The organism is bacterium (genome assembly GCA_004299235.1).
GTDB lineage: Bacteria > Chloroflexota > Dormibacteria > Dormibacterales > Dormibacteraceae > SCQL01.
Genome location: SCQL01000031.1, coordinates 282,874 through 308,792, shown reverse-complemented (window position 1 = coordinate 308,792; position 25,919 = coordinate 282,874). Strand labels below are relative to the sequence as shown.

The window sequence follows — 25,919 nt, the reverse complement described above, 5'->3', positions numbered from 1 at the left end:
GTGGCTGACGACCTCAGCGCACTGGACGGGGCCGAGCTGGAGCGGCGTGTCGCCGCGGTTCGGGAGCGGATGCGACCGCTGGAGCGGGACCTGGCGGCCCTCCGGGGTCAGCGCGACCTGCTCTTGACCGAGTTCCGCCGGCGCGAGCGCACCGCCCATCGAAGCTCCAGGGCGGACCTCAAAGCGGCGATGAGAGACGGCCGGTTGCCCACCGTCGCGGAGCTGGTCGCCGGGACCGAGGTGGGATCCCTAGACGGCTACCTGTTCAACCTCAAGACCGGCGGCGAGGTGAGGTTGGGGTTCCCGGGAGCCCGCGCGCAGAGCCTGTCGTTCACCGACGGGGTCAACGTCGCCCAGGCCAAGGACCTGGCGGAAGCGGCGGACCTTTACGCCGCCGGCTGGGAGCTGGGAAGCCCCGGGCGCCCCGGGGTCAGAGTCCATTTCCCGGGCACCCGCCAGGAGCGGGTGGTCGGGCACGACGAAGTGTTCGCGCGGCCTCGTGAACAGGCCCAGGGCCGCGACTCCGCTCCGTGACGTAACGCGCCGGCCGGCGTAACCCGCACCGTCCTCGGGCCGTTGGTGGAGATGGGAAACCGTAGAATCTACGCGCCCCCAGACATGTCTCGAAACGTTCCTGAGAAGATCAAAACGAAGGGGGGCCATCGCCCCCGAGCGCGCATCCATGCCGCCTGGTCGCCGATCGGGCAGCGGACGCGTCGCACTGCTTTGGTGCGGGGCCTCGGCGTGGTGCTGGCCGTGCTGCTCCTGGTCGGCTTCGCCGCCGATGCCTACGCCCAGACCTTCTTCGACGGCCTGCCTTCGATCCAGGGCCTGGACAGCGCCGCCTTCGCCGGCGACACGATCGTCACCGACCGCAACGGCGCCCTGCTGGCCGATGTCGGCAACCACGGTGACCACCGGCTCGCGGTCAAGCTCAAGAGCGTCGCGCCGGTGATGATCCAAGCCACCGTGGCGATCGAGGACAGGGGCTTCTACACCAACCCCGGCTTCGACATCCAGGGCATCGTCCGCGCCGTTTTCGACAACCTCCGAGCGGGCCACATCGTCGGCGGCGGCAGCACCATCACGCAGCAGCTGGCCAAGCAGCAGTTCCTGACGCCCGACCAGACGGTCAGCCGGAAGATCAAGGAGCTGGCGCTGGCCTACGAGCTGAGCCAGGCCTACAGCAAGGACCAGATCATGGAGCTCTATCTGAACAAGAGCTTCTACGGCTCGCAGTCGTACGGCGTCGAGGCGGCGGCCGAAAGCTACTTTCACATACCGGCTTCCAAGCTCGACCTCGCGCAGGCCGCCGTGCTCGCGGGCTTGCCGCAGGCGCCGACCGAGTGGAACCCCGTCCTGCACCCGGAAGCGGCCAAGCTGCGCCAGACCGAAGTCCTCCACGCGATGGTCCGCTCCAACTACATCACGCAGGCGGACATGGACAAAGCGCTGGCCGAACAGCTCACCTACCAGGCGCCGGTCAACAGCTTCACGGCGCCGCACTTCGTCGACTACGTGCTGGCGGAGCTCCGCCAGCTCGGCTTCAAGCCCGGGGTCCAGCAGCTGAACGTGAAGACCACCCTGGACCTCCACATGCAGCAGATCGGCGAATCGGTCGTCAACTACAACCTGGCCTCGAAGCCCGGCCGCTCCTGCTACAACAGCGGCGCCCCGGACGGGTGGCCTTACCTGTCCGAAGCCGGAGCCGCGTGCTGGGACCCGAAGGGCCAGCTCTCGTCCGGCTTGATCGCGGAGGACCCGCAGACCGGGGAGATCCTGGTCATGGTCGGCTCGCCCAACTACAACTCACCCGGCGGCCAGATCAACTTCACCACGATCCCACGCAACATGGGTTCTTCGATGAAGCCGTACACCTACGGGGCGGTCGTCAACGCTCGTGCGGCGACGGTTGACACCCCGGTCTACGACGGCCCGAGCCCGCTGGTCTACAAGGACGCGTACAGCACGACCGATTTCTACAACTACGACCACAAGACGCACGGCGTGCTGCCGCTGAAGAAGGCGATGGGCAACTCGCTCAACATCGCCGCGGTCAAGGTCGAGCTCTCGATCGGAGTGCCGGCGGTGCTCGCGTACATGCGCAACCTCGGCGTCATGCCGCGCTTCGTCAACCCCGACGGCACCTACAACGCGAATGCGCCCGCCGACGAGTACGGGCCGTCTCTGACGCTCGGCGGCTACCCGATCACGCTGCTCGAGCACGTCGGCGGGATCGCCACCTACGCCGACATGGGCGTGTACCACTCACCCGAGGCCATCCTTTCGGTGACCGACTCGCGCGGCCAGGTCCTGTACCAGACGCACCCCGACCAGCGCGCGCGCCAGGCGCTGGATCCGGGGGTCGCCTTCATCATGGCCCAGATCATGGCCGACGACCAGAACCGCTGCATGATCTTCGGCTGCAACAGCGCCCTGCACTGGAGGGACCGCACGGTCGCCGCCAAGACGGGCACCACCGACAACTTCAAGGACGCGGTGACGGTGGCCTTCACGCCTTCCCTGGCCGCGGTCATCTGGGTGGGCGACATAGGCCCCAACCAGAACACGATGATCGCCGGCGCTGACGGGGTCTTCGTCGCCTCGCCGGGGATGCACAGTTTCATCTCGCGGGCGCTCGCCGGCGTGCCCGGCAACCAGTGGTACACGCCGCCGCCGGACGTCGTCGCCGGCGCCAACAACAGCTGGTTTTTGAGCGACACGAAGAACATCTCCAAGCTGCCCGGCGACAACCCGCCGAGCCCGACGCCGACGCCGATCAACATCGACGTCCCACCGGACCCTGGCACCGGCCCCGTGCTGGCGAGCCCGGCGCCGTGTCCGACTCCGCTCATCCTGCCGCCCTGCCCCTGACCGCGCACGGCTCGTCGCCGGCGCGGTCGTGGTCGCCGGCCAACGTAAAATCGCGCCCATGCCTTCCCCATCCGTAGACCGCCCTGCCGGCAGCAGGCCGCTCGCCGTGGTGACCGAGCAACTGCCGAAGAGCCAGGTCGGCCTGACCATCGAGGTCCCCACCGAAGTCGTCGACGCGCTCTATGAGCGGGTCCTCAACCGGCTTGTCTCGCGCGCCAAGATCGAAGGCTTCCGTCCCGGCCGCGCCCCGCGGGCGCTGGTCGAAGCGCGACTGGGCCCCGCCGCCGTCCGCGAAGAGGTGGTCGAGTCGATGGTGCCCGAGGTCATGCGGCAAGCCCTGGTGGAGGGCTCGATCGACCCGATCGACAATCCCGACGTCGAGGTGCTCGAGCTGGAGCGCGGCCGGCCCGCGCGTCTCAAGGCCACGATCAGCGTGATGCCCGAGGTGACCCTTGCCGATGCCACCAGCCTGAGGGCGGAGGCGACATCGATCGAGGTGACTGAGGAGATGTTCCAGCGCCGGCTCGAGGTCCTGCGTGAGCCCCTGGCCGAGATCACGCCTGTCGAGCGCGAGGCTCGGCTCGGCGACGTCGCCGTCATCGACGTCGAGGTCGAGGTGGACGGCGGGCTCGTCGAGTCGGAGTCGCAAAAAGCGATGGAGGCGGAGCTGAAAGAGGGCGTGCTGCTGCCAGAACTGCTCGCGGTCCTGCCGGGCGCGTTCGTCGACGAGACGCGTTCCGCGACGGTGAAATTTCCCGACGACTACAGCGAGCCGAAGCTGGCGGGCAAGGAGGCGACGATCCGCGTCACCGTCCGCGGGGTCAAGGAGAAGGTCCTGCCGGCCCTGGACGACGCCCTGGCCAAGACCCTGAGCAACAACACCCACGAGACCGCCGCGGCGTACCGGGACGCGGTGCGGGCCGAGCTCGAAGAGTCGGCGCAGGCGATGGCCAAGCTCGAGCGCGAGCAGAACCTGGTCAAGGCGCTGGTGGAGGCATCGTCGGTCGAAGTCCCCGAAACCCTGGTCGACCGGGAGCTGACCAGCCAGCTCGAATCGATGGAGCGCACCATGAACCGGCAGGGCCTCCGGCTCGACCGCTACCTCGAGTACACGGGCAAGACCCTGGACCAGTGGATGGCGGAGCAGCGGCCGGATGCGGAGCAGCGGCTGAAGATCGACCTGGTGCTGGCGGAGTTCGCCAAGCGCGAGAGCCTGGAGCCCTCCGATGAGGACTTGATCCAGTTCATGGAGGAGCAGGCGGCGGGCGACGAAGAGCTGAAGGGACAGGTGGCGGAGCTGAAAAAGAGCGCCAGCGCTCGCCGGTACTTCGGGTCACGGCTGCGCCGCAGACGCGTGCTGGCACGGCTGGTGGAAGTGGCGCCCGCGGGCACGCCGAAAGCCGGCTGATCCGAGAGTTGACGGAACCCCCAGACGGCGTGTCTAGAATGACGTTGTGCACGACATGAACTCAGTCCAGCGTCCGTCCGGCTACCTGGTGCCGATGGTGGTCGAGAACACAGGGCGCGGCGAGCGCGCCTTCGACATCTACTCGCGGTTGCTCAAGGACCGCATCGTCTTCATCGGCACCCCGATCGACGACCAGGTGGCGAACCTGGTCGTGGCGCAGCTCCTCTTCCTGCAGTCCGAGGACCCCGAGAAGGAGATCGCGCTTTACATCAACAGCCCAGGCGGCCAGGTCACGGCCGGGCTGGCGATCTACGACACCATGCAGTACATCCGGCCGCCGGTCTCGACGATCTGCATCGGCATGGCCTACTCGATGGCCGCGGTGCTGCTCGCGGGCGGCGCCCACGGACAGCGCTACGCGCTGCCCCACGCCAACATCCTCATCCACCAGCCGTGGGGCGGGATGCAGGGGCAGGCGACCGACATCCAGATCCACGCCAAGGAGATTCTGCGCACCCGCGAGCAGTTGAACCAGATCCTGGCGCGGCACACGAGCCAGAAGATCGAGAAGGTGACCCAGGACACCGAGCGGGACTACTTCCTGACCTCGGAGGCGGCGAAGGAGTACGGGCTGATCGACGACATCATCCTCACGCCCACCAAGCCCGGCGACAAAGAGAAAGAGAAGGAAAAGGAGAAGGTCGCCGCCACCCCATGATCTTCCGACGCAAGGGCAAGAGCGGCGAGGTCAAACGGCACCGGCCGAAGTGCTCCTTCTGCGGCAAGGCGCAGGGTGAGCGAGGCATCCGGCTCGTCGCGGGCTCAGGCGTCTACATCTGCAGCGAATGCATAAGCGTTGCCAACGAGATGCTGTGGGGCCATAATCCCCCGGCGCCGGCCTCGTCCTGATGGACACGGGCCGGGTCACCGAATCAAAGAACCGATGAACGAAAGAGAAGACCGCCGCCGTTACACACGCTGCAGCTTCTGTGGCAAGGGTCAGGACCAGGTCCGCAAGCTGGTCGCGGGGCCGGGTGTCTTCATCTGCGACCAGTGCATCGACCTCTGCCAGGAGGTCCTCGAGGACGACACCCGCTCAACCGGTCAGAAAAAGCAGAAGACCGGCTTCATTCCGAACCCGAAGACCATAAGCGCGGCACTGGACCAGTATGTGATCGGCCAGGACCGCGCCAAGAAGGTGCTGTCGGTCCAGGTCTACAACCACTACAAGCGCATCTCCGCGTCCAAGTCGGTGGGCGACGTCGAGCTGACGAAATCGAACGTGCTGCTGGTCGGCCCCACCGGCTGCGGCAAGACCTACCTCGCCCAGACCCTGGCCAAGATCCTGGACGTGCCGTTTGCGATCGCCGACGCCACGAGCCTCACCGAGGCCGGCTACGTCGGCGAGGACGTCGAGAACATCCTGCTCCGCCTGATCCAGGCCGCCGACTTCGACATCAGCCGCGCCGAGCGCGGGATCATCTACATCGACGAGATCGACAAGATCGCGCGCAAGTCGGACAACCCGTCGATCACTCGAGACGTCAGCGGCGAAGGTGTGCAACAGGCCCTGCTGAAGATCCTGGAAGGCACCGTCGCCAACGTCCCGCCCCAGGGCGGGCGCAAGCACCCGCACCAGGATTTCATCCAGATCAACACCACCAACATCCTGTTCATCTGCGGCGGCGCGTTCGATGGACTGGAGAAGGTCGTCGAGCAGCGCATCGGCCGGCGGGCCATCGGGTTTGGCGCGCCGCACACCAAGGTCGAGCGCAAGGCGATCACCGAGACGCTGAAGCACATGCAGCCTCAGGACCTGCTGAAGTACGGGTTCATCCCGGAGTTCATCGGCCGCCTGCCGATCATCGTCACGCTGCACCACCTGGACCAGCAGGACATCGTGCGCATCCTCACCGAGCCGAAGAACGCGCTGGTCAAGCAGTACCAGAAGTTCTTCTCGCTCGACAACGTCGAGCTGGTTTTCCAGAAGGGCAGCCTTGACGCCATCGCCGAGCTGGCCCTGCACCGCGGCACCGGGGCACGGGCGCTGAAGTCGATCATCGAGGAGGCGCTGCTCAACTCGATGTTCGAGATTCCGTCACGTCCGGAGATCAAGCGCTGTCTCATCTCAGAGCGGGCGATTCGCGAAGCCCTCGAGCCGGAGTTCGAGCTCGGCGAGGAAGGCGAGGCCCCGGCGCGGCTGGTCGGAGAGTCCGCCTAGCCCTAGCCCGGACGGCCGCCACCGTCAGGTGGGTCAGAGCAGGGGTGTGCCGTCCGGCTGAACGGCGTCTCACCCCACCGTCCCGAGCGCGTTAAGCTTTCTCAGACCATGAGCCGGACCGAGAACGTATCCGTACCCTCGCCGGCCCAGTCGCGCTAAGCGACCCTCCGCCGGCACCGTCGACCTTCAATCGCATGATCGGAACACGCCCACATGAGTGAAACCACCAGCGCCATGGCGAAAGCCTTCGATCCGCAGGCCATCGAGGCCGGCTGGTACGCGCGCTGGGAGTCCGAAGGGCTTTTCATCGCCGACGCCAAGAGCGCGAAGCCGAAGTTCACCATCTGCCTGCCGCCGCCCAACATCACCGGCGAGCTGCACATGGGGCACGCGCTCAACCACACGCTGCAGGACATCTGCGCGCGCTACCGGCGCATGGCCGGCTTCGAGGTGCTGTTCCTGCCGGGCACCGACCACGCCGCCATCGCCACGCAGAACGTGATCGAGAAGCAGCTCGCGGCCGAAGGCATGACCAAAGAGCAGCTGGGTCGCGACGCGTTCACCTCGCGGGTTGACGAGTGGTATCGCGACGTCGGCGAGACCATCGTCAGCCAGGACCGGATCCTGGGCGTCTCGCTCGACTGGTCCCGCCAACGCTTCACCATGGACGCGCGCTACGTGCGCGCCGTCATGACGGCGTTCGTCGCGTTTTACGAACGCGGCTGGATCTACCGGGCGCCGCGCATCGTCAACTGGTGCCCCCGCGATCGCTCCGCCATCTCCGACCTCGAGGTGAAGTGGCAGGAGCACCACGACACGCTGTACTTCATCCGCTACCCGATCGAGGGCGGCGGAGACGTGGTCATCGCCACGGTCCGGCCGGAGACGATGCTCGCCGACACCGGCGTGGCCGTCAACCCGGCCGATGATCGCTACCGGGCGATCATCGGCAAGACCGCCGTCCTGCCGCTGGTGGGTCGCCGGCTGCCCATTGTCGGCGACGCCGCGGTCGAGAAGGATTTCGGCACCGGAGCGTTGAAGGTCACGCCCGGCCACGACCCCATGGACTACGAGATCGGTCAGCGCCATTCGCTCGAGCTCGTCAACGGCATGCACCCCGACGGCCGCATGAACGTGCCCGGGCTGCCTTACGACGGCCTGTCCGCGCTGGAGGCCCGCAGGCGGGTCGTGGCCGACCTGAAGTCCCAGGGCCTGCTGCTCAAGGAGGAACCGTATACGCACGAGGTCGGCCACTGCGACCGCTGCGACGCGGTGATCGAACCGCTGGTCAGCGATCAGTGGTGGCTGCGCATGGAGGTGATGCGGGACAAGGCGCTGGCGGCCTCAGCGGCGGGTAAGGTGCGATGGCATCCCGAGCGCTACGAGCGGACGTACATCGACTGGCTGCGCGGCTTGCGCGACTGGAACATCGGCCGGCAGCTCTGGCTGGGCCACCGGGTCCCCGTCTATCACTGCGAGAACGGACATCAGCTGGTCGCGATCGAGCGGCCGCGCGAGTGCACCGAGTGCGGGAGCACGGAGCTGACCCAGGATCCCGACGTCCTCGACACCTGGTTCTCGTCGGCGCTCTGGCCTTTCGCGACCCTCGGCTGGCCGGATCGCACCGACGACCTGAAGGCCTTCTATGCCAACGACATGAACAGCACGGCGCGGGAGATCATCAATCTGTGGGTGAGCCGGATGATCATGACCGGCCTCGAGTTCATGGGCGAGGTGCCTTTCGGTGACGTCGCCATCCACTGCCAGGTGCAGGCTGCCGACGGGCGGCGGATGTCGAAATCGCTCGGCACCGGGGTGGACCCGCGCGAGCTGATCGACAGATACGGCACCGATGCGGTTCGAGCCTGGGCGGCATCGGTGGCTATGTCGAGCCAGGACGTGCGCTTCGACGAGAGCCGGGTCGAGGGCTACCGGCGCTTCTGCAACAAGCTCTGGAACGCGACGCGCCTGGTGCTGAGTTCGCCTGGGACGGCGCCCGCCGAAGCCCCGGGAGCGCTCGAGAGTCATCTGGAGGACCGCTGGGTGCTGTCCCGGCTGTCCGGGGCATGCGCGGCGGTCACGGCGGGGATCGAAGGCTTCACGTTCCAGGACTCGATGGTCGCGGCCTACGGCTTTGCGTGGAATGAGTTCTGCGACTGGTATCTCGAGGCGGCGAAGGAGCGGCTGCGCGAAGGCGAAGCGGGGGCCCGAGGCGTTGCCTTTTTCTGCCTCGACAACCTGCTCCGGCTGCTGCATCCCTTCATGCCGTTCGTGACCGAGGAGCTTTGGTCGCGCCTGCCCGGGAATCGCGATTTCGTCATGCGTGCGCCATGGCCGCAGCCGCAAGACACGTTGGTCGACCCGGCGGCGGAGGACTCCTTCGGCCAGGTGATGCGCATCGTCGAGGAGGTGCGCGGCCACCGGCAGGGGGCCGGCGCCCCGCCCCGCGGAGGGAAGCTGCAGCTCGATGGTGCGGATCGAACGATCGCCGGCCTGGTGGCGAGGCTGGCCTGGGTGGACCTGGTCGAGGCGCTGGACGAGGGCACGCCGCTGGGCGCGGTGGCCGGCCGGGTGAGCTTCCCCGCGGGCACGGGCGACAGCCGCCGCCAGGCCGAGCTCAGAAGGCTCCGATCGGAGCTCGAGAAGACGGGAACCAAGCTGGCCAACCCCGACCTGCTGGCCAAGGCCCCGGCCGAGATCGTCAAGAAGCTGGAGGAGCGCGCGGCCGAACTTCGGGCCGCAATCGACCGCCTAGAGTAGACGGGCGCATGCCGCCAATCGCCCTACTCGCGCCCATTCTCCTGCCGCTCATCGCCGCGGCCGTGACCGCCGCATGCGGCCTGATCAATGTCAGGCCGGGCCGGATGATGGCCGGCATCGGGGCCTGGAGCGCGGTGCTGGCGCTTCTCATCCTGTGGCTGCCCGTGCGTGCGACCCAGGAGCTGAACCTGGGGCCCCTGGGCTTCGGGACCGCGCTCGCGCTTCGAATCGACGCCGTCGCATTCGCCTTTGGGCTCATCGTCCTGGCGCCCGCCGCCATCCTGCTGACCCTGCAACCCCGAACCTGGCAGGAGTCGACCGTCGCGGCGCTCGGCGTCGCGGCGGCGATGGCGGCGATCGAAGCGGGCGGTGTCGTCCTGACGGCGATCGCCGGCGGCACCGCGGCGACCTTGGCGGTCGTGCAGCTGGATACCGAGGACATCCGCGCACCCCGACCCCCCTGGGGCATGCTGCTCGCCGCGTGGCTGGCCCTGAGCTGGGCCGGCGTCATCCTGCAGGTGCGTGGAGGCACCGCGGCCTACGCCGCCATCCCGGTCTCGTCCATGACCGTTCCGGTTTTCTCCCTCGTCGCGGTGGCCGCCCTGATGGCATCGGGCCTGTTCCCGTGGCGCTCATGGCCGGCGCAGCTGTGGTCGCGACCCTCGCTTCGCGCCGCCGGCATGACCGTGGCGACGCTGTATCCGCTGGGCCTGTACCTGCTGGTCCGCGCGTACGAGATGGGGGGCGGCCGGTATCCGCAGCCGCTTCTCAACGCCGGCCTCGCACTGCTCGGCATGCTGGTCGCGCTCGGTGCGGCAGCGCGAGCCCAAGCGGCGGCGACCCGGCGCGAGTTCTTCGGCGAGGTGATCCCGGGACTCGGCGGCTTCGCTCTGATGACCATCGCGCTCGGCACCCCGCTCGGCCTGGTGGCGGGCCTCATCACCCTCGCGACCGCCGGCGCGTTGACCGCCTGCCTGTCATTGCTCCCCGACCGCGCGGGACCCGCATCGCTGATCACGATCGCGGCCGCCGTCGGGCTGCCGCCAGGTCTGACGTTCGGAGCGCGCGTCATCGGCATCGAGGCGACCTTCGAAGGCGGAGACTTCATCGGCCTCATCGGCATCGCCGGCGCGGCCGCCTGGGTCGTCTGGATGGTGGCGGCCGCGCGCGCGGTCGGCCTGCCGGCAGGCCGTGGGCATGCGGCGAGGGAGACGCATCCCCGCGTGGCGATGGCCATCGCCGCTCTGACCCTGGTCGCCGGTCCCGCACTCGCGGCGCTCCAGTCGGTGTTCGCGAACCCGGCGCAGGCGAACGTCATGCCGCTGGCCGGCGCTCTGAGCGGAAGTCTCACGTCGGTGGTGACCGTCTCCACCGTCCTCCCGGCGCTGACGCTTTTGGCGCCGCTGCTCGTGCTCGGCGTCCTGGCTTACGGCTTCGCCGGCGCGGCCCAGGTGCGCGGGCAAGCCCGGCCGCCCCTTTTTGCGGTCCCGGGCGCCGGCGGGATCGCGCGCGCCAGGGAGCTGGTCCGGTCGGCGGCGGTGCCGGAGCAGTACCGCTCGATTCTCAACCTGCGCGCGCTCGAGGCGGCGGCGACGGGCGGCCGGCCCGTGCTGTGGCTCGCGGCCCTGGTCGCGCTGGCTTTCGCGGTCAGTCGCTGATGTGGCTGTGATCGAGGCGGCGGCAGCGCTCCTCGCCTGGTCGGGCGCCGCGGTGATCGTGCTTTCGGATGGCCGTCGTGGGCTGGCGTTGGGACTCGGGCTGCTGACGGTTGGCCTGGCGGCGCTCGAGTGGGGAGACTGGCTTGCCGTCATCGCGATTTTCGGCGGCGGCACGCTGGCCGCATGGCGGCGGTTGCGGTCAGGCCGCCCGGGTTGGGGCTTGATGCCGCCGGGCTCGACGCCGCGCATGGTGCTGTGCGTCGCGGCCGGATTGGTCGCACTGTGGGTTGCGGTCTCCGTCACCACCGGGCCCGGCGTGGCAGTTCGCTTTGCCACCCTGACCGTCATCGGACTGATGACGGCGCGAGTGCTGGCCGGCAGCCACACCACGGTCGTGCTGACGGCGGTCTCGGCCTTGGCGCTGGCGATGGCCGCGGCGACCGGCCTCGGCGCGATGACGCCGGGGCCCGCGCCGTTCATCATCGGCGCCTTGATCGCAGCCGGGGTCACGGTCGTACCTCTGACAGAGCCGCGTGCAGCCTGAGCTGGCGGTCGGCCTGCCGGCTGTGGGCGCGGTCTGCACCGCGGCGCTGCGCAGGCGACCACAGGCCGCCCTGGCCGCCGGAGGGGCGCTCGGCCTGGCGGGTGTGGCCATGATCGTGCTGGCCACGCCGGGCCTTGCGTCGCAGCAGCTCGGCATCTCGCTCGCCCTGTCTGCTCCGAGCCGCGCCCTGCTCATCGCCGCCGCCGCGGCGCTGGCGCTGGCCGTCGCGCTGGCACCGTCGCGAGTGCCGCGAGCGGCAGTGCTCACCCGGGGACTTGCCGGTCTGGCCGGCATGGCCGCCATCGCGGCCGCCCCCAGCGTGGACGTGGTGGTCCTCGTCCTACTCGCGCTGGCCGCGCTGCACGCGGGGCTGTCCGGGAGGCGGGCATTTGCGTCCCGGCTGCGGGCGCCCATCCTGGCGGTGGCGCTGCTCGCGCTGGCCCTCGCCTTCGCGCGCTTCGAGGGGCCGGCAATCCTGCAACGGTTCGCCGCGGTCGGGTTGGTGGCGGGGCTGGTGGCCGGCATCGGACTGCTGCCATACATCCACGAGTTCGACCCGGAAGAGGCCGCGGCCGCGTCGCCAATCGCTTGGATCGCGTTTGTCGGTCCCCTCCTGGCCTCGGTCGTGCTTTCGCGCGCGCAAGAGGTCTTGCCCGCGGAGGCCGGCGCGGCGTTCGGCGCCATGCTCATCGGCCTGGGGTTGCTCAACATGGCGTGGGGGAGCGTGGCCTCGTGGCGAACCGAAAACGGCGCGGCCGCGTGGCATTACTCGTTCATGGCCGATTGGGGCCTCGCGCTGTGCGGGTTCGGACTCGCCGTCGCCGACGGACAGGCGGCGGCCCTGCTCGTGCTCTACGGCATCATGCTCAGCCGCCTGCCGCTTTATCTCTGGTCGCGGCCGGCGCTTCGAGAGAAGGCGCCGACCGATCGCCCCGTCAACCTTCTGGTCGCCGCCGTGCTTGCTGGGTCGGCGCCGTTTGCCGGCTTTACGGCTCGCGTGCTGCTGCTGCGCGGCGCGACCCAGATCTACTGGCCGCTGGCGCTGGTGCTCGCGATCGGCATGCTGCTGTGGCTTCCGCCCTCGCTGCGGCTCGGCCGGAGCCTGGGATTGCCGCGCGGGCGGCAAGCGCTGGGAGTCGGCATCGTGCTCGCCCTCAACGTCGCCATCGGTCTTTATCCGCAGCCGGTCCTCAGCTTAGCGGGGCTCCAGTGATCCAGGTCCTGTCGGCGCTGGCGTCGCACTCGGCGGCGCTGCTGCTGTACCCGGGGCTGCTCACCGTGATCGCCTTCGGCGCCCTCGTGGAGATCGCCTGGACGGCGATCACGCGCCGTCGGTGGGCCCTGCCCGATTGGCTGCGGCGGCGCCCCACCCCTGTGCTGGCGACGGTCGCGCTGTGCTCGATCCTCGCCGCGGTCCAGGTGTCGGCTCCGTTCAACCCGATGATGTCGGATGAACGCAACCTCGTCGTTGCGGCGATCGCGCTCGCCTTCACGGCCTGGGCCGAGCTGGCGCTGACCGTCGACCTCGTCCCGGAACCAGGCTCTCTGCTCGTGATCCAGTTCTGCTGGCTGCTCGCCGTGCTCGGCCCCGCCGTGCAGCCTGAGAGCCTGCGACCTCAGGTGTTGGGCAACGTCTTGGTGCCCGCCCTCCTACCCCTCAAGGTGGCGTGCGGTTTTCTCTTCCTGGTCTGCTTGCCCGCGTTGCTGCGCCTGTGGCCCCTTCCACCGCCTGGCGACCGGCACCCCGGCGAGCGGCTGGATGCCGCACGCGCGTGGTGCTGGTTGCCTTACTGCGCGCTGTTCACGACGTTGTTTTTTCCGCCGTCCGGCGACGACCCGGCCGGCGTGCTGCGTTTTTTCGGCATCAGCTTGCTCGTCGCCGCGGTGGTGCTGGGGTCGGGAGCCCTGATGAACCGGCGCGGCGCGGCGATCGCGCGCAGACTCTACATGCGGGCGGTGCCACCTTATGCGGCGGTGGTTCTGGGGCTCGTCCTGGTGACCTCGATGGTGTCGCGCTAGTTACAACCGGGCCCCGTATGTGGGGTGCGCCTGTGGAAAACACCGCAAGGGGGTGTATGATCCGGCGCGACCCACCACATTTGCCTCACGCCTTCCAAGCGCCTTGAACCTGCTGACTTCCGTGTTGGGGATCTGGTCGGCCGACGTCGGCATCGACCTCGGGACCGCCAACACCCTCGTCCACGTGCGCGGCCGCGGCATCGTCCTCAACGAACCGTCGGTCGTGGCCGTGAGCAAGCGCACCGGCCAGGTGCTCAGCGTCGGCACCGAAGCCCGGCGCATGCTCGGTCGCACGCCCGCCGACATCGTCGCGATGCGTCCCGTGCGCAATGGCGTGATCGCGGACTTCGATCACACCGAGCAGATGATCCGGCACTTCATCGCGCGCGCCCACAACCGTGCCTGGCACGTGAGCCATCCCCGCATGGTGCTCGGCATCCCGTCAGGGGTGACCGAGGTGGAAAAGCGTGCGGTGACCGACGCCGCGACGATGGCTGGCGCGCGCGAGGCCCACCTCATCGAGGAGCCGATGGCGGCCGCGATCGGCGCCGGTCTTCCGATCCAGGCTGCGGGCGGATCGATGATCGTGGACATCGGGGGCGGCACGACGGAAGTCGCGGTGATCTCGCTGGGGGGCGTCGTCGCCGCGACATCGGCGCGCGTCGGCGGTGACGGGATGGACGAGGCGATCATCCAGTACGTCCGGCGCACCACGGGACTGCTCATCGGTGAGCGGACCGCCGAAGACATCAAGATCGCGATGGGCTCCGCCTTTCCGATCCTGGAGGAACGGTCGTTCCTGGTCCGGGGTCGCGACCTGGTCACCGGCCTTCCGAAAACGGTGGAGATGACGACGGCGCATATTCGCGAGGCGCTTGCGGGCGTGCTGATCGACATCGTTCGGGCGGTCAGATCGACGCTCGACGCGACGCCGCCCGAGCTGGTCGACGACATCATGGAGCGCGGCATCGTCGTCTGCGGTGGAGGCGCGCTGCTCGCCGGCCTGGACAAGCTGATCGCGCACGAGACGCTGATGCCCGTGCGGATCGCCGAGGATCCGCTCACCTGTGTCGTGCGCGGCACGGGCATCGTCCTCGAGGAGATCGACACTTTGAACCGGGTCCTGCTGCGGACGCGCCGCGTACGGGCGCTCAGGTACTGAGGCACACGCCATGCACGGAGGGACCCGGTCCAGGTCGACGGGGCTCTTCCTGACTCTAGGGGCCGCGATGCTGCTGCTGGCCATGCTGAGCCAGCAATCGTGGGCCACGGGCGCACGGGGCGAGGCCAAGAGCCTGCTCGCACCGCTTGAGTCCGGAATGACGGTGGCGGCGGGCCAGGTCGACCGGGTCGTGTCAGGTTTCGGAGATGTCCTGGCGCTGCGTGCCGAGAACCGGCGCCTGCAGTCCGAGAACGAAGTCCTGCGGCGCGAGGTCGCCGAGCTCAGCGCGGCGGGGCGGGACAACGCCGCGCTCCGCAAGGCGCTTGACTTCGAGCGCTCGTATGGCCGCCACCTGGTCGCGGCGCAGGTGGTCGGCCGCGGCCCGGACGGTTTCAGCCGCACGCTCGAGATCGACCGCGGGACGGCGGACGGCGTCCAGCCCGGCATGATCGTCGCCAGCGGCGCGGGTTTGGTCGGACGTGTGCGCGAAGCGGGTCCCCACGCCGCCATCGTCCAGACGCTCGCGGATCCCCAAAGCCGCGTCAATGTCTTTCTCTCGAGGTCCGAGCTCGAGGGCACGGTCACGGGCGGACCCGCCGCGCTCCAGCTCCAGATCGAGCACCGCTTGGGCGTGATCCCGGCCAGCGGCGAGTGGGCCATCACCAGCGGGGTCGGCGGCGGCTATCCGCGCGGGCTGGTGGTGGGCGAGGTGGCGGGTGTCGACCACCGCGACTCGGCGACCGCAGACCAGGCGTCGGTGGCCTGGGTCAACGATCCCGCGAGCCTCAGCCTGGTGCTCGTGGTCACCGACTTCATCCCGGCATGAGACGGCTGCTGGGGGCCGGCCTTTTGGTCGCCGCCGTGCTGGTGCAGGTGACCTGGGCGCCGCGCCTCGAGGTCGCGGGGGCGTTTCCCAACCTCGCGCTGCTGGCGGTGATCGGCGTCACCTGGACGACGGGCGTCCGCGCGGGGCTCCTCTGGGCATGCGTCGCGGGCGTGCTCCTCGATCTCACCGCCCCCGGTCCGCTCGGACCCCATGCGCTGGCCCTCCTCGCCGGTGCGTACCTCACCGGGTTCTGGACGCGCAACCTCGACCGCGAAAGCCCGGTGCACCCGGCCCTGTCGGCCGCGCTGAGCACGGCTCTCTACTCGTTCATCCTGATCGGCGTCGACGACACGCTCGGCCTCCCCGTGCCGCCGCTCGGCGTCGCGCTGCAGCTGGCGATCGCGGCGTCCGTCTACAACGCTCTCCTGATGCCCGCGGCCCTGCTCCTCATCCGCCGGCTCCAGGCGCCCATCGCGGGAGGGGTGGAGTCCGCTTGATCGATCCGGGCAGGTGGGTCGAGCTCGGCGGCGCCACCCCCCGGGCGCGCTGGTCGGCGCGGCTTGTCGCGGCCGCGGCGCTCGCGGTGCTCGCGGTCGGCGTGCTCTCGGTCAAGCTGGCGCTGCTGCAGGTCCACGACGGGGCGCGATTGGCCGGCCTCGCGCGCGCCAACACCGTGCACCGCGTCGTCCTCGAGGCCGACCGCGGCATCATCTACGACCGCCACGGCGTGCCCCTGGTCGCGAACAGCCCGGTCTGGGAGCTGCGGGTGGTGCCGGCGCAGCTGCCGGTGGACGCGGTCGCGCGGACGGCCGAGCTGGCCGAGCTCGCGCGCATCATCGGAGTGCCGGAGGAAAGGCTGGCCGGGACGCTGGCCGCCGCCGACCCATATGGAGCCGCGCGGGTCGGAACCGACCTCACCCAGGCGCAGGAGCTGGCAATCAACGAGCGGCTGCCCGAGCTGGCGGGCGTCGCCATCCAGCGGCGCGAGGTCAGGACGTATGTCGACCCGCTGATCTTCGGCCACGTGGTCGGATACGTCGGCCCGCTCGATGACTCAGAGGTCAGGGAGCTCGGGCGGCTCGGCTACCAGCCCGACGAGGTCACCGGCAAGGTCGGGGTCGAGGCCGGCCTCGAATCGCAGCTGCGCGGCAAGGACGGTTGGGCCGATGTCGAGGTCGACGCCCGCGGCCAGGTCGTGAAGACGCTTGCCACCCAAGCCGCCGTCCCGGGCCTCTCCGTCTATCTCAGCCTCGACGCCGCGCTGCAGAGGGCGACCGCACAGGCGCTGGCCGCGGGATTGGTCCGCGACCACAAGGCCGCGGGCGCCTCGGTGGTGATTGATCCCAGGACGGGCGAGGTGCTCGCGCTCGTGAGCCTGCCCGGATACGACACCAACCTGTTCACCCATGGGATCAGCAAAGCGGATTACAGCCGGCTCATCTCGGACCCCAACCGGCCGCTTTTGAACCGTGCCATCGCGGGCCAGTACGCGCCGGGATCCACGTTCAAGATGGTCACCGCGACCGCGGGCCTGCAGGAAGGCAAGATCACCGCCCAGACGCTGCTGAGCTGTCCGAGCTACATCAACGTCGGCGGCTGGATCTACCACAACTGGGCCAGCTACAGCCTTGGAGACATGAACGTCGCCAAGGCCCTCGCGACGTCGTGCGACACGTTCTTCTACCAGGTCGCGGCGATGGTCGGCGACGTGACGCTGGCCCGATACGCGCGGGCTTATGGGTTTGGCGAGACGAAGGGCATCGAGATGCCCGGGGTGATGCCGGGACTGGTGCCGGATCGGATCTGGAAGCAATTGCGGTGCGGCGTCCCCGACCTGAATGCCGACGCGTGCCGGTGGACCGAGGGCGACACGATCACGCTGGGCATCGGCCAGTCCTACCTGCTGACGACACCGCTCAACCAGGCCGTCTATGCCGCCGCGCTGGCCAACGGCGGACAGGTGCTTCGACCGACGTTGGTGCATGCGGTCCGCGACGCGTCCGGCCGCGTCGTCCAGTCGGAGCATGCGGAGGTCACCGGCATGGTGCCCGCGTCCGCCGCGAACATCCAGGCGGTGCGCGAGGGCATGCGAGAGGAGATCAACCGCCCGTACAACATGAATTACTGGTTCCGCGCGGCCGGCGTGCCGGCCGACGGCGGCGGCAAGACCGGGACCGCGCAGTGGGGCGGGAGCGGTCTGGATCTGCCGACCCATGCCTGGTTCGTTTTCTTCGCCCCCTTCGCCCAGCCGGAGATTGCGATGTCGGTCTTCGTCGAGCGGGGCGAGCTCTCCGAGGTGGAGGCGGCCCCCATCGCCGTGCAGATCATGAAGTTCTACCGCGCCGACCGCGACGCGATAAGAGCTTCGTAATGCGATGAGGCCATCGACATGGCACCGGCTGGACCATCTGCAGCCGGTGCTGGTCGGGATGCTTGCGGCCCTGGGAGGGATGACGCTCTACAGCGCTCACGCCGACTGGGGCCGCCAGGCGCTGTGGGTGGTGCTCGGCGCGGGCGCATATGCCGCCGCGTCGGCTTTCGACTACCGCCGTCTGCGCGCCCTCGCACCCGGCCTGTACGTCACGATGCTCCTGCTTCTCGTTGCCGTGCATCTGGTCGGCCGCACCGCCCTGGGCGCGCGGCGCTGGCTTTCGGTGGCGGGCTTTCCCTTGGAGCCGTCGGAGCTTTCCAAGCTGATGATCGTGCTCGTCCTGGCCGGGTACCTGGCGCGGCACGAGAAGCTTTCCTGGCGCACGTTCGCCGGCGCGCTGCTGCTGGTGGTTCCGCCTGCCTGCCTGATCCTCACGCAGCCCGACCTGGGCACGGCCATGGTCTTCGTCGCCGTGCTCCTGGGCATGCTGTTCCTGGGCGGCGCGCGCGTGTCGCAGCTGGGTTTGCTCGCTGCGGCAGGGGCGGTGGCGGTGCCATTGCTTCCGCACCTGTTGCACGGCTATCAGCGGCGCCGGCTCGAGATCTTTCTCGACCCGAACCAGGACCCGCTGGGGGCGGGGTACAACCTGCTGCAGGCCCGCATCGCGGTCGGCGCGGGCGGCCTTTTCGGCCAGGGCTGGCTGCATGGCTTGCAGGGCCAGCTGGGATTCGTGCCCGAGCGGGCGACGGACTTCGTTTTCGCCATCTTCGCCGAGGAGTTCGGGCTTCTCGGCAGCCTCGTCCTGCTGGCCCTCTTCGGCGCGCTGCTCATCCGTCTGCTGCGCTCTGCCGCCGTAGCGCCAGATCGGTTTGGCGAGCTGGTCGCGGGCGGGGTGTTGGCGATGCTCGCGGTCCAGGTGGTCGAGAACGTGGGCATGAACATCGGCCTGCTGCCGATCGCGGGCATCCCGCTGCCGCTCATCTCGTATGGCGGCTCGGCGACGATCACCACGCTTGCCGCGCTCGGCCTGGTCCAGTCGGTGATGCTGCGCCGCCGGCTCGTCGTCCACCAGGACCGGCTCCAGTACGGCGATGCGGCCGCGCCGGTGGCGGGGGTGGTCCGCCTGCAGCCCTAGGTCGGGCGAATCATGCGGATGGAGGGGAGCCGGTCCCCTTTCATCGCTCTTGGTACAATTGCTCGCCGTGCCCAAACCTGATGCTTCGTTGTCGGCCGTCGTCGTCAGCGGTGGAAAGCAGTACCGGGTGGCGCCGGGCGACCAGATCCTGGTCGACCGCCTTGCCGCCGAGCCGGGTTCATCGCTGAAACTCGACCGCGTCCTGCTGCTTCGAGATGGAGATGACATCAAGGTCGGGTCGCCGGCCGTCGACGGCCTCGAGGTCGAAGCCAAGGTGCTCGCTCACCGGCGCGGACCGCGCATCGAGAGCCTGCGCTACAAGTCCAAGAAGCGGGTCCGCGTTCACCGGGGTGGGCGCGCCGACCTGACCGCCCTTCAGATCCTGGCCGTCGGTGGCTTGACCGTCGCGACCGGGACCGAGCTCAAGGTGGAAGGTGATCACCCCGCATCCGGCCTCGCCCCTAAAGTGGTGAAGGCGAAGGTCGCGCCGAAGAAGAAGGCCGTGGCCGAGCTCAAGGCTCAAGCGGCCGAAACCGTTCAAGAAGTTAAGGCGCAGGACGCCGCGGCGCCGGCCAAGCGCGTGACGCGAACGGCGAAGAAGGCGCCGACCCCGGCCAAGGAGACCAAATAGTTGGCGCATAAGAAAGGCGGCGGCTCATCCCGCAACGGGCGCGACTCCAAACCGCAGATGCTGGGCGTCAAGATCTACGGCGGCCAGGCGGTCGACGCCGGCGCGATCCTGGTCAGGCAGCGCGGGACTCGGATCGCTCCGGGCACGGGCGTGGGCCTGGGACGCGACCACACCCTGTTCGCCCTCGTCGCCGGCCAGGTCCGCTACGAGCGCGTGGGCAAGGACGGCAAGCGCGTCAACATCGAGCAGAACGACCAGAACTAACGGTCGCCGTCAGTTCGTCGATTCCGCTCGCGTCGTCGTGCGTGGCGGGCATGGCGGCAAGGGCTCGGCATCTTTTCGACATGAGCCGTTCGTGCCCCGCGGAGGGCCTGACGGCGGTGACGGCGGGCGGGGCGGGTCGGTCTCGCTGCGCGCGACCACCGAGGTTTCAGACCTGTCGCTCTACGTACGGCGCTCACGCTGGCAGGCCGAGGCCGGCGCCGACGGCGCGGGCGGCCGCAAGACCGGGCGCCGAGGCGCTGACGTCGTGTTGGAGGTGCCGGTCGGGACCCTTGCGCTCGACGCGGATGGCGCCCTGATCGCCGATCTCGACCATCCGGGCGCTGAAAGCGTCGTCGCCAAAGGTGGCGACGGGGGAAGAGGCAACGTCCATTTCAAGAGCTCGACCCGGCGTGCCCCTGATTACGCGGAGCCGGGCCTCAAGGGCGAGGAGTGCTCGCTCACGCTCGACCTCAAGCTCATCGCCGACGTCGGGTTGGTGGGCCCGCCCAACGCCGGCAAGTCCTCCCTCCTCAGCTCCCTGACCGCCGCCCGCCCAAGAGTCGCCGCGTTTCCGTTCACGACGCTCGACCCTGAGCTGGGTGTGGCTGAGTCGTCCGGTGGGCGAATGGTGATCGCCGACATCCCCGGCCTCATCGAGGGGGCGGCCACCGGCGCCGGACTGGGGATGCGGTTCCTCCGCCACGTCGAGCGGACCAAGATCCTGGTTTACGTCCTCGACGGCTCTTCGCCGAATCCCTGGAAGGATTTGGAGACCGTGCGCCGGGAGGTGGAGCAGTTTTCAGCCGACCTGGCCCGCCGCCCATCGCTCGTCGCGCTCAACAAGCTCGACCTCGAACCGACGCGGCGCCTTCGAGCCCGCTCGCGCCGCAAGGGGGTGCGGTTCATCTCGGCCTTGACCGGTGAAGGCTTGCCGGAGCTTTTGGACGCGATCGTGGCCACGCTGGCGAGCGCGCCCGAGCCCCCGGTGCCGGGCCGGGCGCCGGCCATCAAGCTGCCGGTCGGCGAGAGCAGCGCCGCCCTGGTGGTGGAGCGCCAGCCGGACGGTTTCGCGGTGCGCGGCCATCGCGTCGAGCGGCTGGTCGAACGCACCGACCTCGAGTCGGAGGGCGCGCTGGCTCGCTTCCAGGCCGAGCTGGACCGCCTTGGGGTCAACGCCGCGCTGGAGTCGGCGGGCGTCCAGCCCGGTGACACGGTGCGAATCGCGGGCGTCGAGTTCGAGTATCAGCCCTGATCCGATGAAGATCGGACTTCTGGGCGGCACCTTCGACCCGATCCATTTCGGGCACCTGGCCGCGGCGGGATCCGCGATGGAGTGCGCGGGCCTCGACGGCGTCATCTTCGTCCCCAGCGCGGCGCCGCCCCATCGCGCCGCGGCGGTGGCGCCGGCGGAGCGGCGCCTTGCGATGTGCGAGCTGGCAATCGAAGGCCACTCCGGCTTTGCCGTCTCCGACGTCGAGTTCCGCCGGCAGGGACCGTCGTACACGGTGGACACGCTGTCCGAGCTGGGCCGGCTCCACCCGCGGGACGAGCTGTTCCTCATCCTGGGTTGGGACGCCGCGAAGCTCTTTCGCACCTGGCACGAACCCGGCCGGGTGCTCACCCTGGCGAGGGTGGTCGTGGTGAGCCGGCCCGGGACCAGCTCCCCCCAGGCCGCCGACCTCGAGGCCGCGGGCCTCGATGCCGATCGTGTCGTCCTCTGCCTTCGCGCCACGCCGGACATCTCGGGGAGCTCGCTTCGGCGCGCGATCGCGGCCGGTGAGCCGGTCGAGGGCAAGGTGCCGGCGGCGGTCGCCCGCTACATCACCACCCACCGCCTGTACACGGATAATCGATAGGTTGAATGCCCGGACCAGAGGATTGACATCATTGCAGCTGGCTCGCCTGCTGCGTGATGCGGCAGTCGAGAAGAAGGCGTGGGACCCTGTCGTCCTCGACGTGCGGGACAAGACTTCGGTCGCCGATTACTTCGTCGTGTGCGAAGGGGAGACCGACCGCCAGGTCCGAGCCATCGCCGATGCCATGGTCGAGGCGGCCCGGGCCAAGCAGCTGAAAGCGATCGCGGTCGACGGCTACGGCGACGCCACGTGGGTCCTGCTCGACTTCGACGCCGTGCTCGCGCACGTGTTCCTGCCGGGCGAGCGGTCGTACTACGACCTCGAAAGCCTGTGGGCGCCCGCCGCGAAAAGGCGCAGGAACGCCGCCAGCGGCTAGTGCACTGTCCCGGAAATACGTTGTGGGATCGCCACCAGAGTGGTCCAGATGATAGGCGTCGGCGACCACCGGAGCGGGGGCACTTGCCGTGCGTGAGCGAGGAGCGGAGCCGACAACGACGCAGATGGGCCGCTATGGGGGATGAGTTTCGGCGCAGCCGAAATTGCACCGGCCCGCAGGGGCGCTGCAACCCGCAAGGTATTTCTGGGTCGGTGCACTAGATGATCTGAGCGTACCGGTCGAAGATTTCGCGCAGGTCGGCCGGCGGTTCCACCCGGTGACTCTTCATCACTTCGAACAGGCTCAGAATGTGCCGCACACCCGCCAGCGTGACCCCCTTCTCGCGCGTCAGGTGCTGGATGACCTGAACCTTGCTGATGTCCCGCTGTGAGTAGCGGCGCCGGTTCGTGCTGGTGCGATGCGGGTCGATCAGGTGCGCGTCTTCGTAGAGCATCAGCGTGCGTGGATGGGTCTCGAGGATCTCGGCCGCGACGCTGATCGTGTACAGCGGCTTGTCGAGATCGTTGAACGACGGTTGCGGGGCGTGCGGCCCGAGTCGGTGGCTCATCAATGGACGGACTTCAGGATCTGGATGATCGCCGGCCCGAGCAGGACGATCCACAGCACCGGGAAGATGCATCCGACCATCGGGAACACCATGCGCGACGACGCCTGTGCCGCGCGCTCCTGCGCGGTCTGGCGCTGGCGTCTTCGCATCTCGGTCGCCTGAACCCTCAGGAGTCGCGCGATCGGAACCCCCATCTGGTCTGACTGGACGATCGATTCGACCAGGTGATGCAGGTCGCCAACGCCGGTGGCCTCGGCCATGTGCTCCAAGGCGCTCATCCGGGGGCGGCCGAGCCGTATCTCCCGCAGCACCTTGCCAATCTCATCTCCCAAAGCGTTGTGGAACCGCTCCGTGATGCTGAGCAGACCTTCGTCCAGGCTCATGCCCGACTCGACGACCAGGGTCAACAGGTCTGTCGCCTCAGCCAGGGAGCGCTGGACCTGCTGCCGGCGCTCGGCGATTCTCTGCTCGAGCCACAGGCTCGGCGCCACGTAACCGAGAAAAGCGGCGACCGCGCCGGTGATCGGCGCCAGCACCAGGGTTGGAATCGGAAGCGGGAGCAGCAAACCGGTCCCGAGCCCGACGATGGCGACGAGGGCGGCAAGGCTGTACCGCACGGCCTGGAATCCCGCTGGGGTGAGGCCGCCCGGATCGCCGGCGCGGCTCAACTTCTGGCGCAGCTGACCTGCTGCTCGCGCCGGCAGGCGCGCGGTGAACGGCCGCACCAGTGATTCGAGCCGTTTGACCAGCGTCTGCCTGGGCGCCGGCGCCGCCCAGGAACCGTTGGTCGCCGCCGCGGCCGCCTGGTTCTGGTCGAGGGCGACGAAGTACGTCACCACGATGGCGCCGCAGATGACACCGGCGGAAAGCGCGATGAGGAACATCTAGTGCACTAGCGGCTCACGCTTGCAGGGCGGTCATGCGGCGTATCAGCAGGTTGCCGACCAGGATGAGGAAGCCCGCGATCCCGAGCAGGACGTAGCCGAGCAAGGTGCCGGTCATCGGCGCGAAGTAGCCGGGGACGAACACGTAGAGGCCGAGGGCCAGGAGGATGGGCAGCCCGGTGATGATGGTCGCGGAGGCGCGCGACTGGGCGGTGAGCACGCTCATGTCACGCTTGGTCTGCAGGCGGTCGCGGAGTGTGTCCGAGATGTTGTCCAGGACCTCGGCCAGGTTGCCACCGACCCGGGTGTGAAGCAGGATCGCGGTCACGATGAACTCCAGGTCCGGGCTGTTGATGCGCAGCAGCAGGGCGCTGAGCGCGTCCTCGACCGAGGTGCCCAACGTGATCTCGGTGGCGACGCGCTCGAACTCCGTCGAAACAGGAGGCTGGGACTTGGTCGCCACGGTCTCGAGCGCTCGGTCGATCGCGTAGCCCGTCTTGAGTGAGTTCGAGAGCAGCTGCAACATGCCGGTCAGCTGGTCGTTGAACATGTCCTGCCGGCGCCGCTGAAGGAACGAGATCACCAGCGGCGGGGCCACGAACCCGATCACCCCAAGCACGATCGGACCGATGGAGAAGCCAAACCGGAACAGGCCGATCAACGCCCCGAGTGCCACCGATCCGATGCGGACCAGCAGGTACTCGGGCGGCGTGATGTTCAAACCGGCGCGAGCCAGGTCCTCCATCAGCGTCGGCCGTCCGCGGATGCTGCGCCGCTGACTCAGGTTGTCCGCGGCGGGTCGCAACAGCCTTTCGACCAGCTCACGCGGCGTGGCTCGAGGCGGCGCGGGCTCCAAGGGCTGGGCGATGCGTTCCTTGCGGATCCGGTCGAGGCTCCAGAAGAACACCGCGATCGCCGCCGCCATGGGCACAGCGACGATGACTGCCGGCGGCAGGTCAATCACCCTAGAAAAGCGACGGGTAAGCCGCCTGTATGGTCTGCAAGGTCACGCCCCTGGCGGCCGTGACCGTCGGGCACCCGGGATCCGGGGTCTGGCTGCCGGGCCCGAGGTAATCGTGGAACGACTCCAGGGAGTACTTGAGGGAAGCGTAGGTCAGGAACCACGTGATGACCTCGGCCTGACACTCGGACACGACCACGGTCAGGCTGCTTGCGGTCGATGCGGCCGACGTGCCCGAGCTCGCCTGCATCCCAACCCGGATCACATGAAGGTTGGTGAAGATGGTCTTCGACGCGACCTTGCCGCTGGACGAGACGGTCGCGATCACGGAGATGTAGTCATCAGGCTGGATATAGTCGGCGACGCCCTGCTGCTCGCTCGTCGGAATGGTCAGTGCGACAAAGCCGGCGGGGATCGGCAGGTATGCCGACTGCGAGCCCAGTGCCTCGCTTGGCTTGGCGACGTCGCTGGAGGTCACGGCCTGCCCCGGCACGATGGTGACCAGCGGGATCATGCCCTGCACGTCCTGGATCTTGGTGAAGTAGAGCTTGGGATAGCCCAACGGCACCGGAATGGCCTTCAGCTCCAGCGAAGCGGCTTCGATCGGCAGCCTGGGCGGGAGTTCCTTGGCGGCCACGACCACGGTCAGAGGGGGACTGCTGGACGCCGTCCCAGCGTTGAGAGCGACGAGGACGAAGGCGGCGATCACGAGCAAAGCCAGCACAATGCCCAGGAGGGTGAACGGCCTCCGCGACGTCAGGCCGGTCAGAGTCGTGCGCACAGCCGACCCATCATAGGCAAGATAGTCCGGTGCCGCGCTCTCGTTATGTGAGCCTCAGACTCCGTAAAAAGCACCAGCGCGGCCAGTCTCTGGTCGAGTTCGCGCTCTCGTCGGTGGTGCTGCTCCTGCTCGTCGGCGGCCTTGTCGACATCGGCCGCGCGATCTACGTGACGGAGGCGCTTGCCAACGCTGCGCGCGAGGGCGCTCGACACGGGGTCTTTTTCGACGCCCCCACTCAATCCCACCCCTACCTGTTCGACAGCCCGATCAAGACGGCGGTGGACGCGGAGCTGGCGACCATCTCGCTGCCGGCCTCGGTGCTGAAGAATCCCGGTACGACGTGCCCGGCCCCGACGGACGGCAACGCGTACGGCAACCCGCCCTACGCCAACTCCGCGTACCCCTCGACCCCCAACCAGCCCTGGCTTTACATCTGCTACAACAACACGCCTGGCCTGGACTTCACCAGCCCGGCCACCAATCAGGGTCAGCTGGACCTGAACGTGATCGTGGTCTACGCCTACGGGCCGCTGACGCCTCTGGTCACGGCGCAGTTCGGGATCTTCCGCATCGCCGCCAACCAGCACATGACGGTGCAGGGCAGTTGACCAGGAGGCGAG

At 68.8% G+C, this 25,919-nt stretch carries 26 protein-coding genes; 22 read left to right on the top strand and 4 right to left on the bottom strand.

What is annotated here, in order from left to right:
* The 21 genes from EPN29_11880 (at position 1) to rsfS (ending at position 22,105) form a co-directional block, all read left to right on the top strand.
* Complete coding sequence (locus EPN29_11880; protein ID TAN31895.1) at positions 1 to 534, top strand: hypothetical protein; 534 nt, start codon at positions 1 to 3, stop codon at positions 532 to 534.
* Positions 535 to 585: 51 nt separating this feature from the next.
* Positions 586 to 2,874 (top strand): hypothetical protein, encoded by a 2,289-nt coding sequence (locus tag EPN29_11875; GenBank protein ID TAN31894.1) that lies wholly within the window; start codon positions 586 to 588, stop codon positions 2,872 to 2,874.
* 58 nt (positions 2,875 to 2,932) lie between these two features.
* On the top strand, positions 2,933 to 4,282 hold the full coding sequence (tig, locus tag EPN29_11870) for a trigger factor (protein TAN31893.1): 1,350 nt from the start codon (positions 2,933 to 2,935) through the stop codon (positions 4,280 to 4,282).
* Positions 4,283 to 4,337: 55 nt separating this feature from the next.
* The gene (gene clpP, locus EPN29_11865) at positions 4,338 to 5,000 is read left to right on the top strand and encodes an ATP-dependent Clp endopeptidase proteolytic subunit ClpP (GenBank protein TAN31892.1); all 663 of its coding nucleotides are present in this window, start codon (positions 4,338 to 4,340) and stop codon (positions 4,998 to 5,000) included.
* On the top strand, positions 4,997 to 5,191 hold the full coding sequence (locus EPN29_11860) for a hypothetical protein (protein TAN31891.1): 195 nt from the start codon (positions 4,997 to 4,999) through the stop codon (positions 5,189 to 5,191). Before clpP ends, EPN29_11860 begins: the two co-directional genes overlap by 4 nt.
* A gap of 34 nt (positions 5,192 to 5,225) precedes the next feature.
* Positions 5,226 to 6,503 carry an ATP-dependent Clp protease ATP-binding subunit ClpX gene (gene clpX, locus EPN29_11855; protein TAN31890.1) on the top strand — a complete coding sequence of 426 codons (1,278 nt, stop codon included), beginning with the start codon at positions 5,226 to 5,228 and terminating at the stop codon, positions 6,501 to 6,503.
* A gap of 213 nt (positions 6,504 to 6,716) precedes the next feature.
* Positions 6,717 to 9,263: a valine--tRNA ligase gene (locus EPN29_11850; protein TAN31889.1), complete on the top strand. Its 2,547-nt coding sequence runs from the start codon at positions 6,717 to 6,719 to the stop codon at positions 9,261 to 9,263.
* Between the two features lie 8 nt (positions 9,264 to 9,271).
* Positions 9,272 to 10,921, top strand: a complete 1,650-nt coding sequence (locus EPN29_11845) for a hypothetical protein (protein ID TAN31888.1) — start codon at positions 9,272 to 9,274, stop codon at positions 10,919 to 10,921.
* A gap of 1 nt (position 10,922) precedes the next feature.
* Entirely contained in the window at positions 10,923 to 11,465 is a 543-nt protein-coding gene (locus EPN29_11840; GenBank protein TAN31887.1) for a hypothetical protein, read from the top strand.
* Entirely contained in the window at positions 11,455 to 12,678 is a 1,224-nt protein-coding gene (locus tag EPN29_11835) for a hypothetical protein (GenBank protein TAN31886.1), read from the top strand. The genes EPN29_11840 and EPN29_11835 overlap by 11 nt, the downstream gene beginning before the upstream one ends.
* Positions 12,675 to 13,484 (top strand): hypothetical protein, encoded by an 810-nt coding sequence (locus EPN29_11830; protein ID TAN31885.1) that lies wholly within the window; start codon positions 12,675 to 12,677, stop codon positions 13,482 to 13,484. Before EPN29_11835 ends, EPN29_11830 begins: the two co-directional genes overlap by 4 nt.
* Positions 13,485 to 13,605: 121 nt before the next feature.
* Complete coding sequence (locus tag EPN29_11825; protein ID TAN32009.1) at positions 13,606 to 14,646, top strand: rod shape-determining protein; 1,041 nt, start codon at positions 13,606 to 13,608, stop codon at positions 14,644 to 14,646.
* A gap of 10 nt (positions 14,647 to 14,656) precedes the next feature.
* The gene (locus EPN29_11820) at positions 14,657 to 15,472 is read left to right on the top strand and encodes a rod shape-determining protein MreC (GenBank protein ID TAN31884.1); all 816 of its coding nucleotides are present in this window, start codon (positions 14,657 to 14,659) and stop codon (positions 15,470 to 15,472) included.
* Entirely contained in the window at positions 15,469 to 15,969 is a 501-nt protein-coding gene (gene mreD / locus EPN29_11815; protein ID TAN31883.1) for a rod shape-determining protein MreD, read from the top strand. The genes EPN29_11820 and mreD overlap by 4 nt, the downstream gene beginning before the upstream one ends.
* Positions 15,966 to 17,843, top strand: a complete 1,878-nt coding sequence (gene mrdA, locus EPN29_11810) for a penicillin-binding protein 2 (GenBank protein ID TAN31882.1) — start codon at positions 15,966 to 15,968, stop codon at positions 17,841 to 17,843. The genes mreD and mrdA overlap by 4 nt, the downstream gene beginning before the upstream one ends.
* A 4-nt stretch (positions 17,844 to 17,847) precedes the next feature.
* A complete protein-coding gene (gene rodA / locus EPN29_11805; GenBank protein TAN31881.1) occupies positions 17,848 to 18,978 on the top strand; it encodes a rod shape-determining protein RodA in 1,131 nt (376 codons plus the stop codon).
* Positions 18,935 to 19,609 (top strand): 50S ribosomal protein L21, encoded by a 675-nt coding sequence (gene rplU, locus EPN29_11800; protein ID TAN31880.1) that lies wholly within the window; start codon positions 18,935 to 18,937, stop codon positions 19,607 to 19,609. Before rodA ends, rplU begins: the two co-directional genes overlap by 44 nt.
* Positions 19,610 to 19,873: a 50S ribosomal protein L27 gene (locus EPN29_11795; GenBank protein ID TAN31879.1), complete on the top strand. Its 264-nt coding sequence runs from the start codon at positions 19,610 to 19,612 to the stop codon at positions 19,871 to 19,873. It abuts the gene before it with no gap.
* Positions 19,874 to 19,910: 37 nt separating this feature from the next.
* On the top strand, positions 19,911 to 21,125 hold the full coding sequence (obgE, locus tag EPN29_11790; protein ID TAN31878.1) for a GTPase ObgE: 1,215 nt from the start codon (positions 19,911 to 19,913) through the stop codon (positions 21,123 to 21,125).
* Positions 21,126 to 21,129: 4 nt separating this feature from the next.
* Entirely contained in the window at positions 21,130 to 21,729 is a 600-nt protein-coding gene (gene nadD, locus EPN29_11785; GenBank protein ID TAN31877.1) for a nicotinate (nicotinamide) nucleotide adenylyltransferase, read from the top strand.
* Positions 21,650 to 22,105 (top strand): ribosome silencing factor, encoded by a 456-nt coding sequence (gene rsfS / locus EPN29_11780; protein TAN31876.1) that lies wholly within the window; start codon positions 21,650 to 21,652, stop codon positions 22,103 to 22,105. Before nadD ends, rsfS begins: the two co-directional genes overlap by 80 nt.
* Positions 22,106 to 22,322: 217 nt before the next feature.
* Here rsfS and EPN29_11775 read toward each other — a convergent pair whose 3' ends face one another.
* From EPN29_11775 to cpaB, 4 genes are read right to left on the bottom strand one after another with little or no spacing between them, the layout of a single operon-like run.
* Positions 22,323 to 22,745 (bottom strand): MerR family transcriptional regulator, encoded by a 423-nt coding sequence (locus EPN29_11775; protein ID TAN31875.1) that lies wholly within the window; start codon positions 22,743 to 22,745, stop codon positions 22,323 to 22,325.
* Entirely contained in the window at positions 22,673 to 23,557 is an 885-nt protein-coding gene (locus EPN29_11770) for a type II secretion system F family protein (GenBank protein ID TAN31874.1), read from the bottom strand. Before EPN29_11770 ends, EPN29_11775 begins: the two co-directional genes overlap by 73 nt.
* Before the next feature lie 16 nt (positions 23,558 to 23,573).
* Entirely contained in the window at positions 23,574 to 24,521 is a 948-nt protein-coding gene (locus EPN29_11765; GenBank protein TAN31873.1) for a hypothetical protein, read from the bottom strand.
* A gap of 1 nt (position 24,522) precedes the next feature.
* On the bottom strand, positions 24,523 to 25,299 hold the full coding sequence (cpaB, locus tag EPN29_11760) for a Flp pilus assembly protein CpaB (GenBank protein TAN31872.1): 777 nt from the start codon (positions 25,297 to 25,299) through the stop codon (positions 24,523 to 24,525).
* Between the two features lie 47 nt (positions 25,300 to 25,346).
* On the opposite strand from cpaB, the gene EPN29_11755 reads away from it, so the two are divergent.
* Entirely contained in the window at positions 25,347 to 25,907 is a 561-nt protein-coding gene (locus EPN29_11755) for a hypothetical protein (protein ID TAN32008.1), read from the top strand.
* Positions 25,908 to 25,919: the final 12 nt, after the last annotated feature.

Excerpts from the sequence above, each read along its gene's own strand:
- rodA (TAN31881.1), top strand. The coding sequence starts at position 17,848 with ATGAGGCCATCGACATGGCACCGGCTGGACCATCTGCAGCCGGTGCTG.
- EPN29_11850 (TAN31889.1), top strand. The coding sequence starts at position 6,717 with ATGAGTGAAACCACCAGCGCCATGGCGAAAGCCTTCGATCCGCAGGCC.
- tig (TAN31893.1), top strand. The coding sequence starts at position 2,933 with ATGCCTTCCCCATCCGTAGACCGCCCTGCCGGCAGCAGGCCGCTCGCC.
- EPN29_11820 (TAN31884.1), top strand. The coding sequence starts at position 14,657 with ATGCACGGAGGGACCCGGTCCAGGTCGACGGGGCTCTTCCTGACTCTA.
- EPN29_11860 (TAN31891.1), top strand. The coding sequence starts at position 4,997 with ATGATCTTCCGACGCAAGGGCAAGAGCGGCGAGGTCAAACGGCACCGG.
- mreD (TAN31883.1), top strand. The coding sequence starts at position 15,469 with ATGAGACGGCTGCTGGGGGCCGGCCTTTTGGTCGCCGCCGTGCTGGTG.
- rplU (TAN31880.1), top strand. The coding sequence starts at position 18,935 with ATGCGGCCGCGCCGGTGGCGGGGGTGGTCCGCCTGCAGCCCTAGGTCG.
- nadD (TAN31877.1), top strand. The coding sequence starts at position 21,130 with ATGAAGATCGGACTTCTGGGCGGCACCTTCGACCCGATCCATTTCGGG.
- clpX (TAN31890.1), top strand. The coding sequence starts at position 5,226 with ATGAACGAAAGAGAAGACCGCCGCCGTTACACACGCTGCAGCTTCTGT.
- EPN29_11775 (TAN31875.1), bottom strand. The coding sequence starts at position 22,745 with ATGCATCTTCCCGGTGCTGTGGATCGTCCTGCTCGGGCCGGCGATCAT.
- clpP (TAN31892.1), top strand. The coding sequence starts at position 4,338 with ATGAACTCAGTCCAGCGTCCGTCCGGCTACCTGGTGCCGATGGTGGTC.
- EPN29_11770 (TAN31874.1), bottom strand. The coding sequence starts at position 23,557 with ATGTTCCTCATCGCGCTTTCCGCCGGTGTCATCTGCGGCGCCATCGTG.
- EPN29_11875 (TAN31894.1), top strand. The coding sequence starts at position 586 with ATGGGAAACCGTAGAATCTACGCGCCCCCAGACATGTCTCGAAACGTT.
- EPN29_11845 (TAN31888.1), top strand. The coding sequence starts at position 9,272 with ATGCCGCCAATCGCCCTACTCGCGCCCATTCTCCTGCCGCTCATCGCC.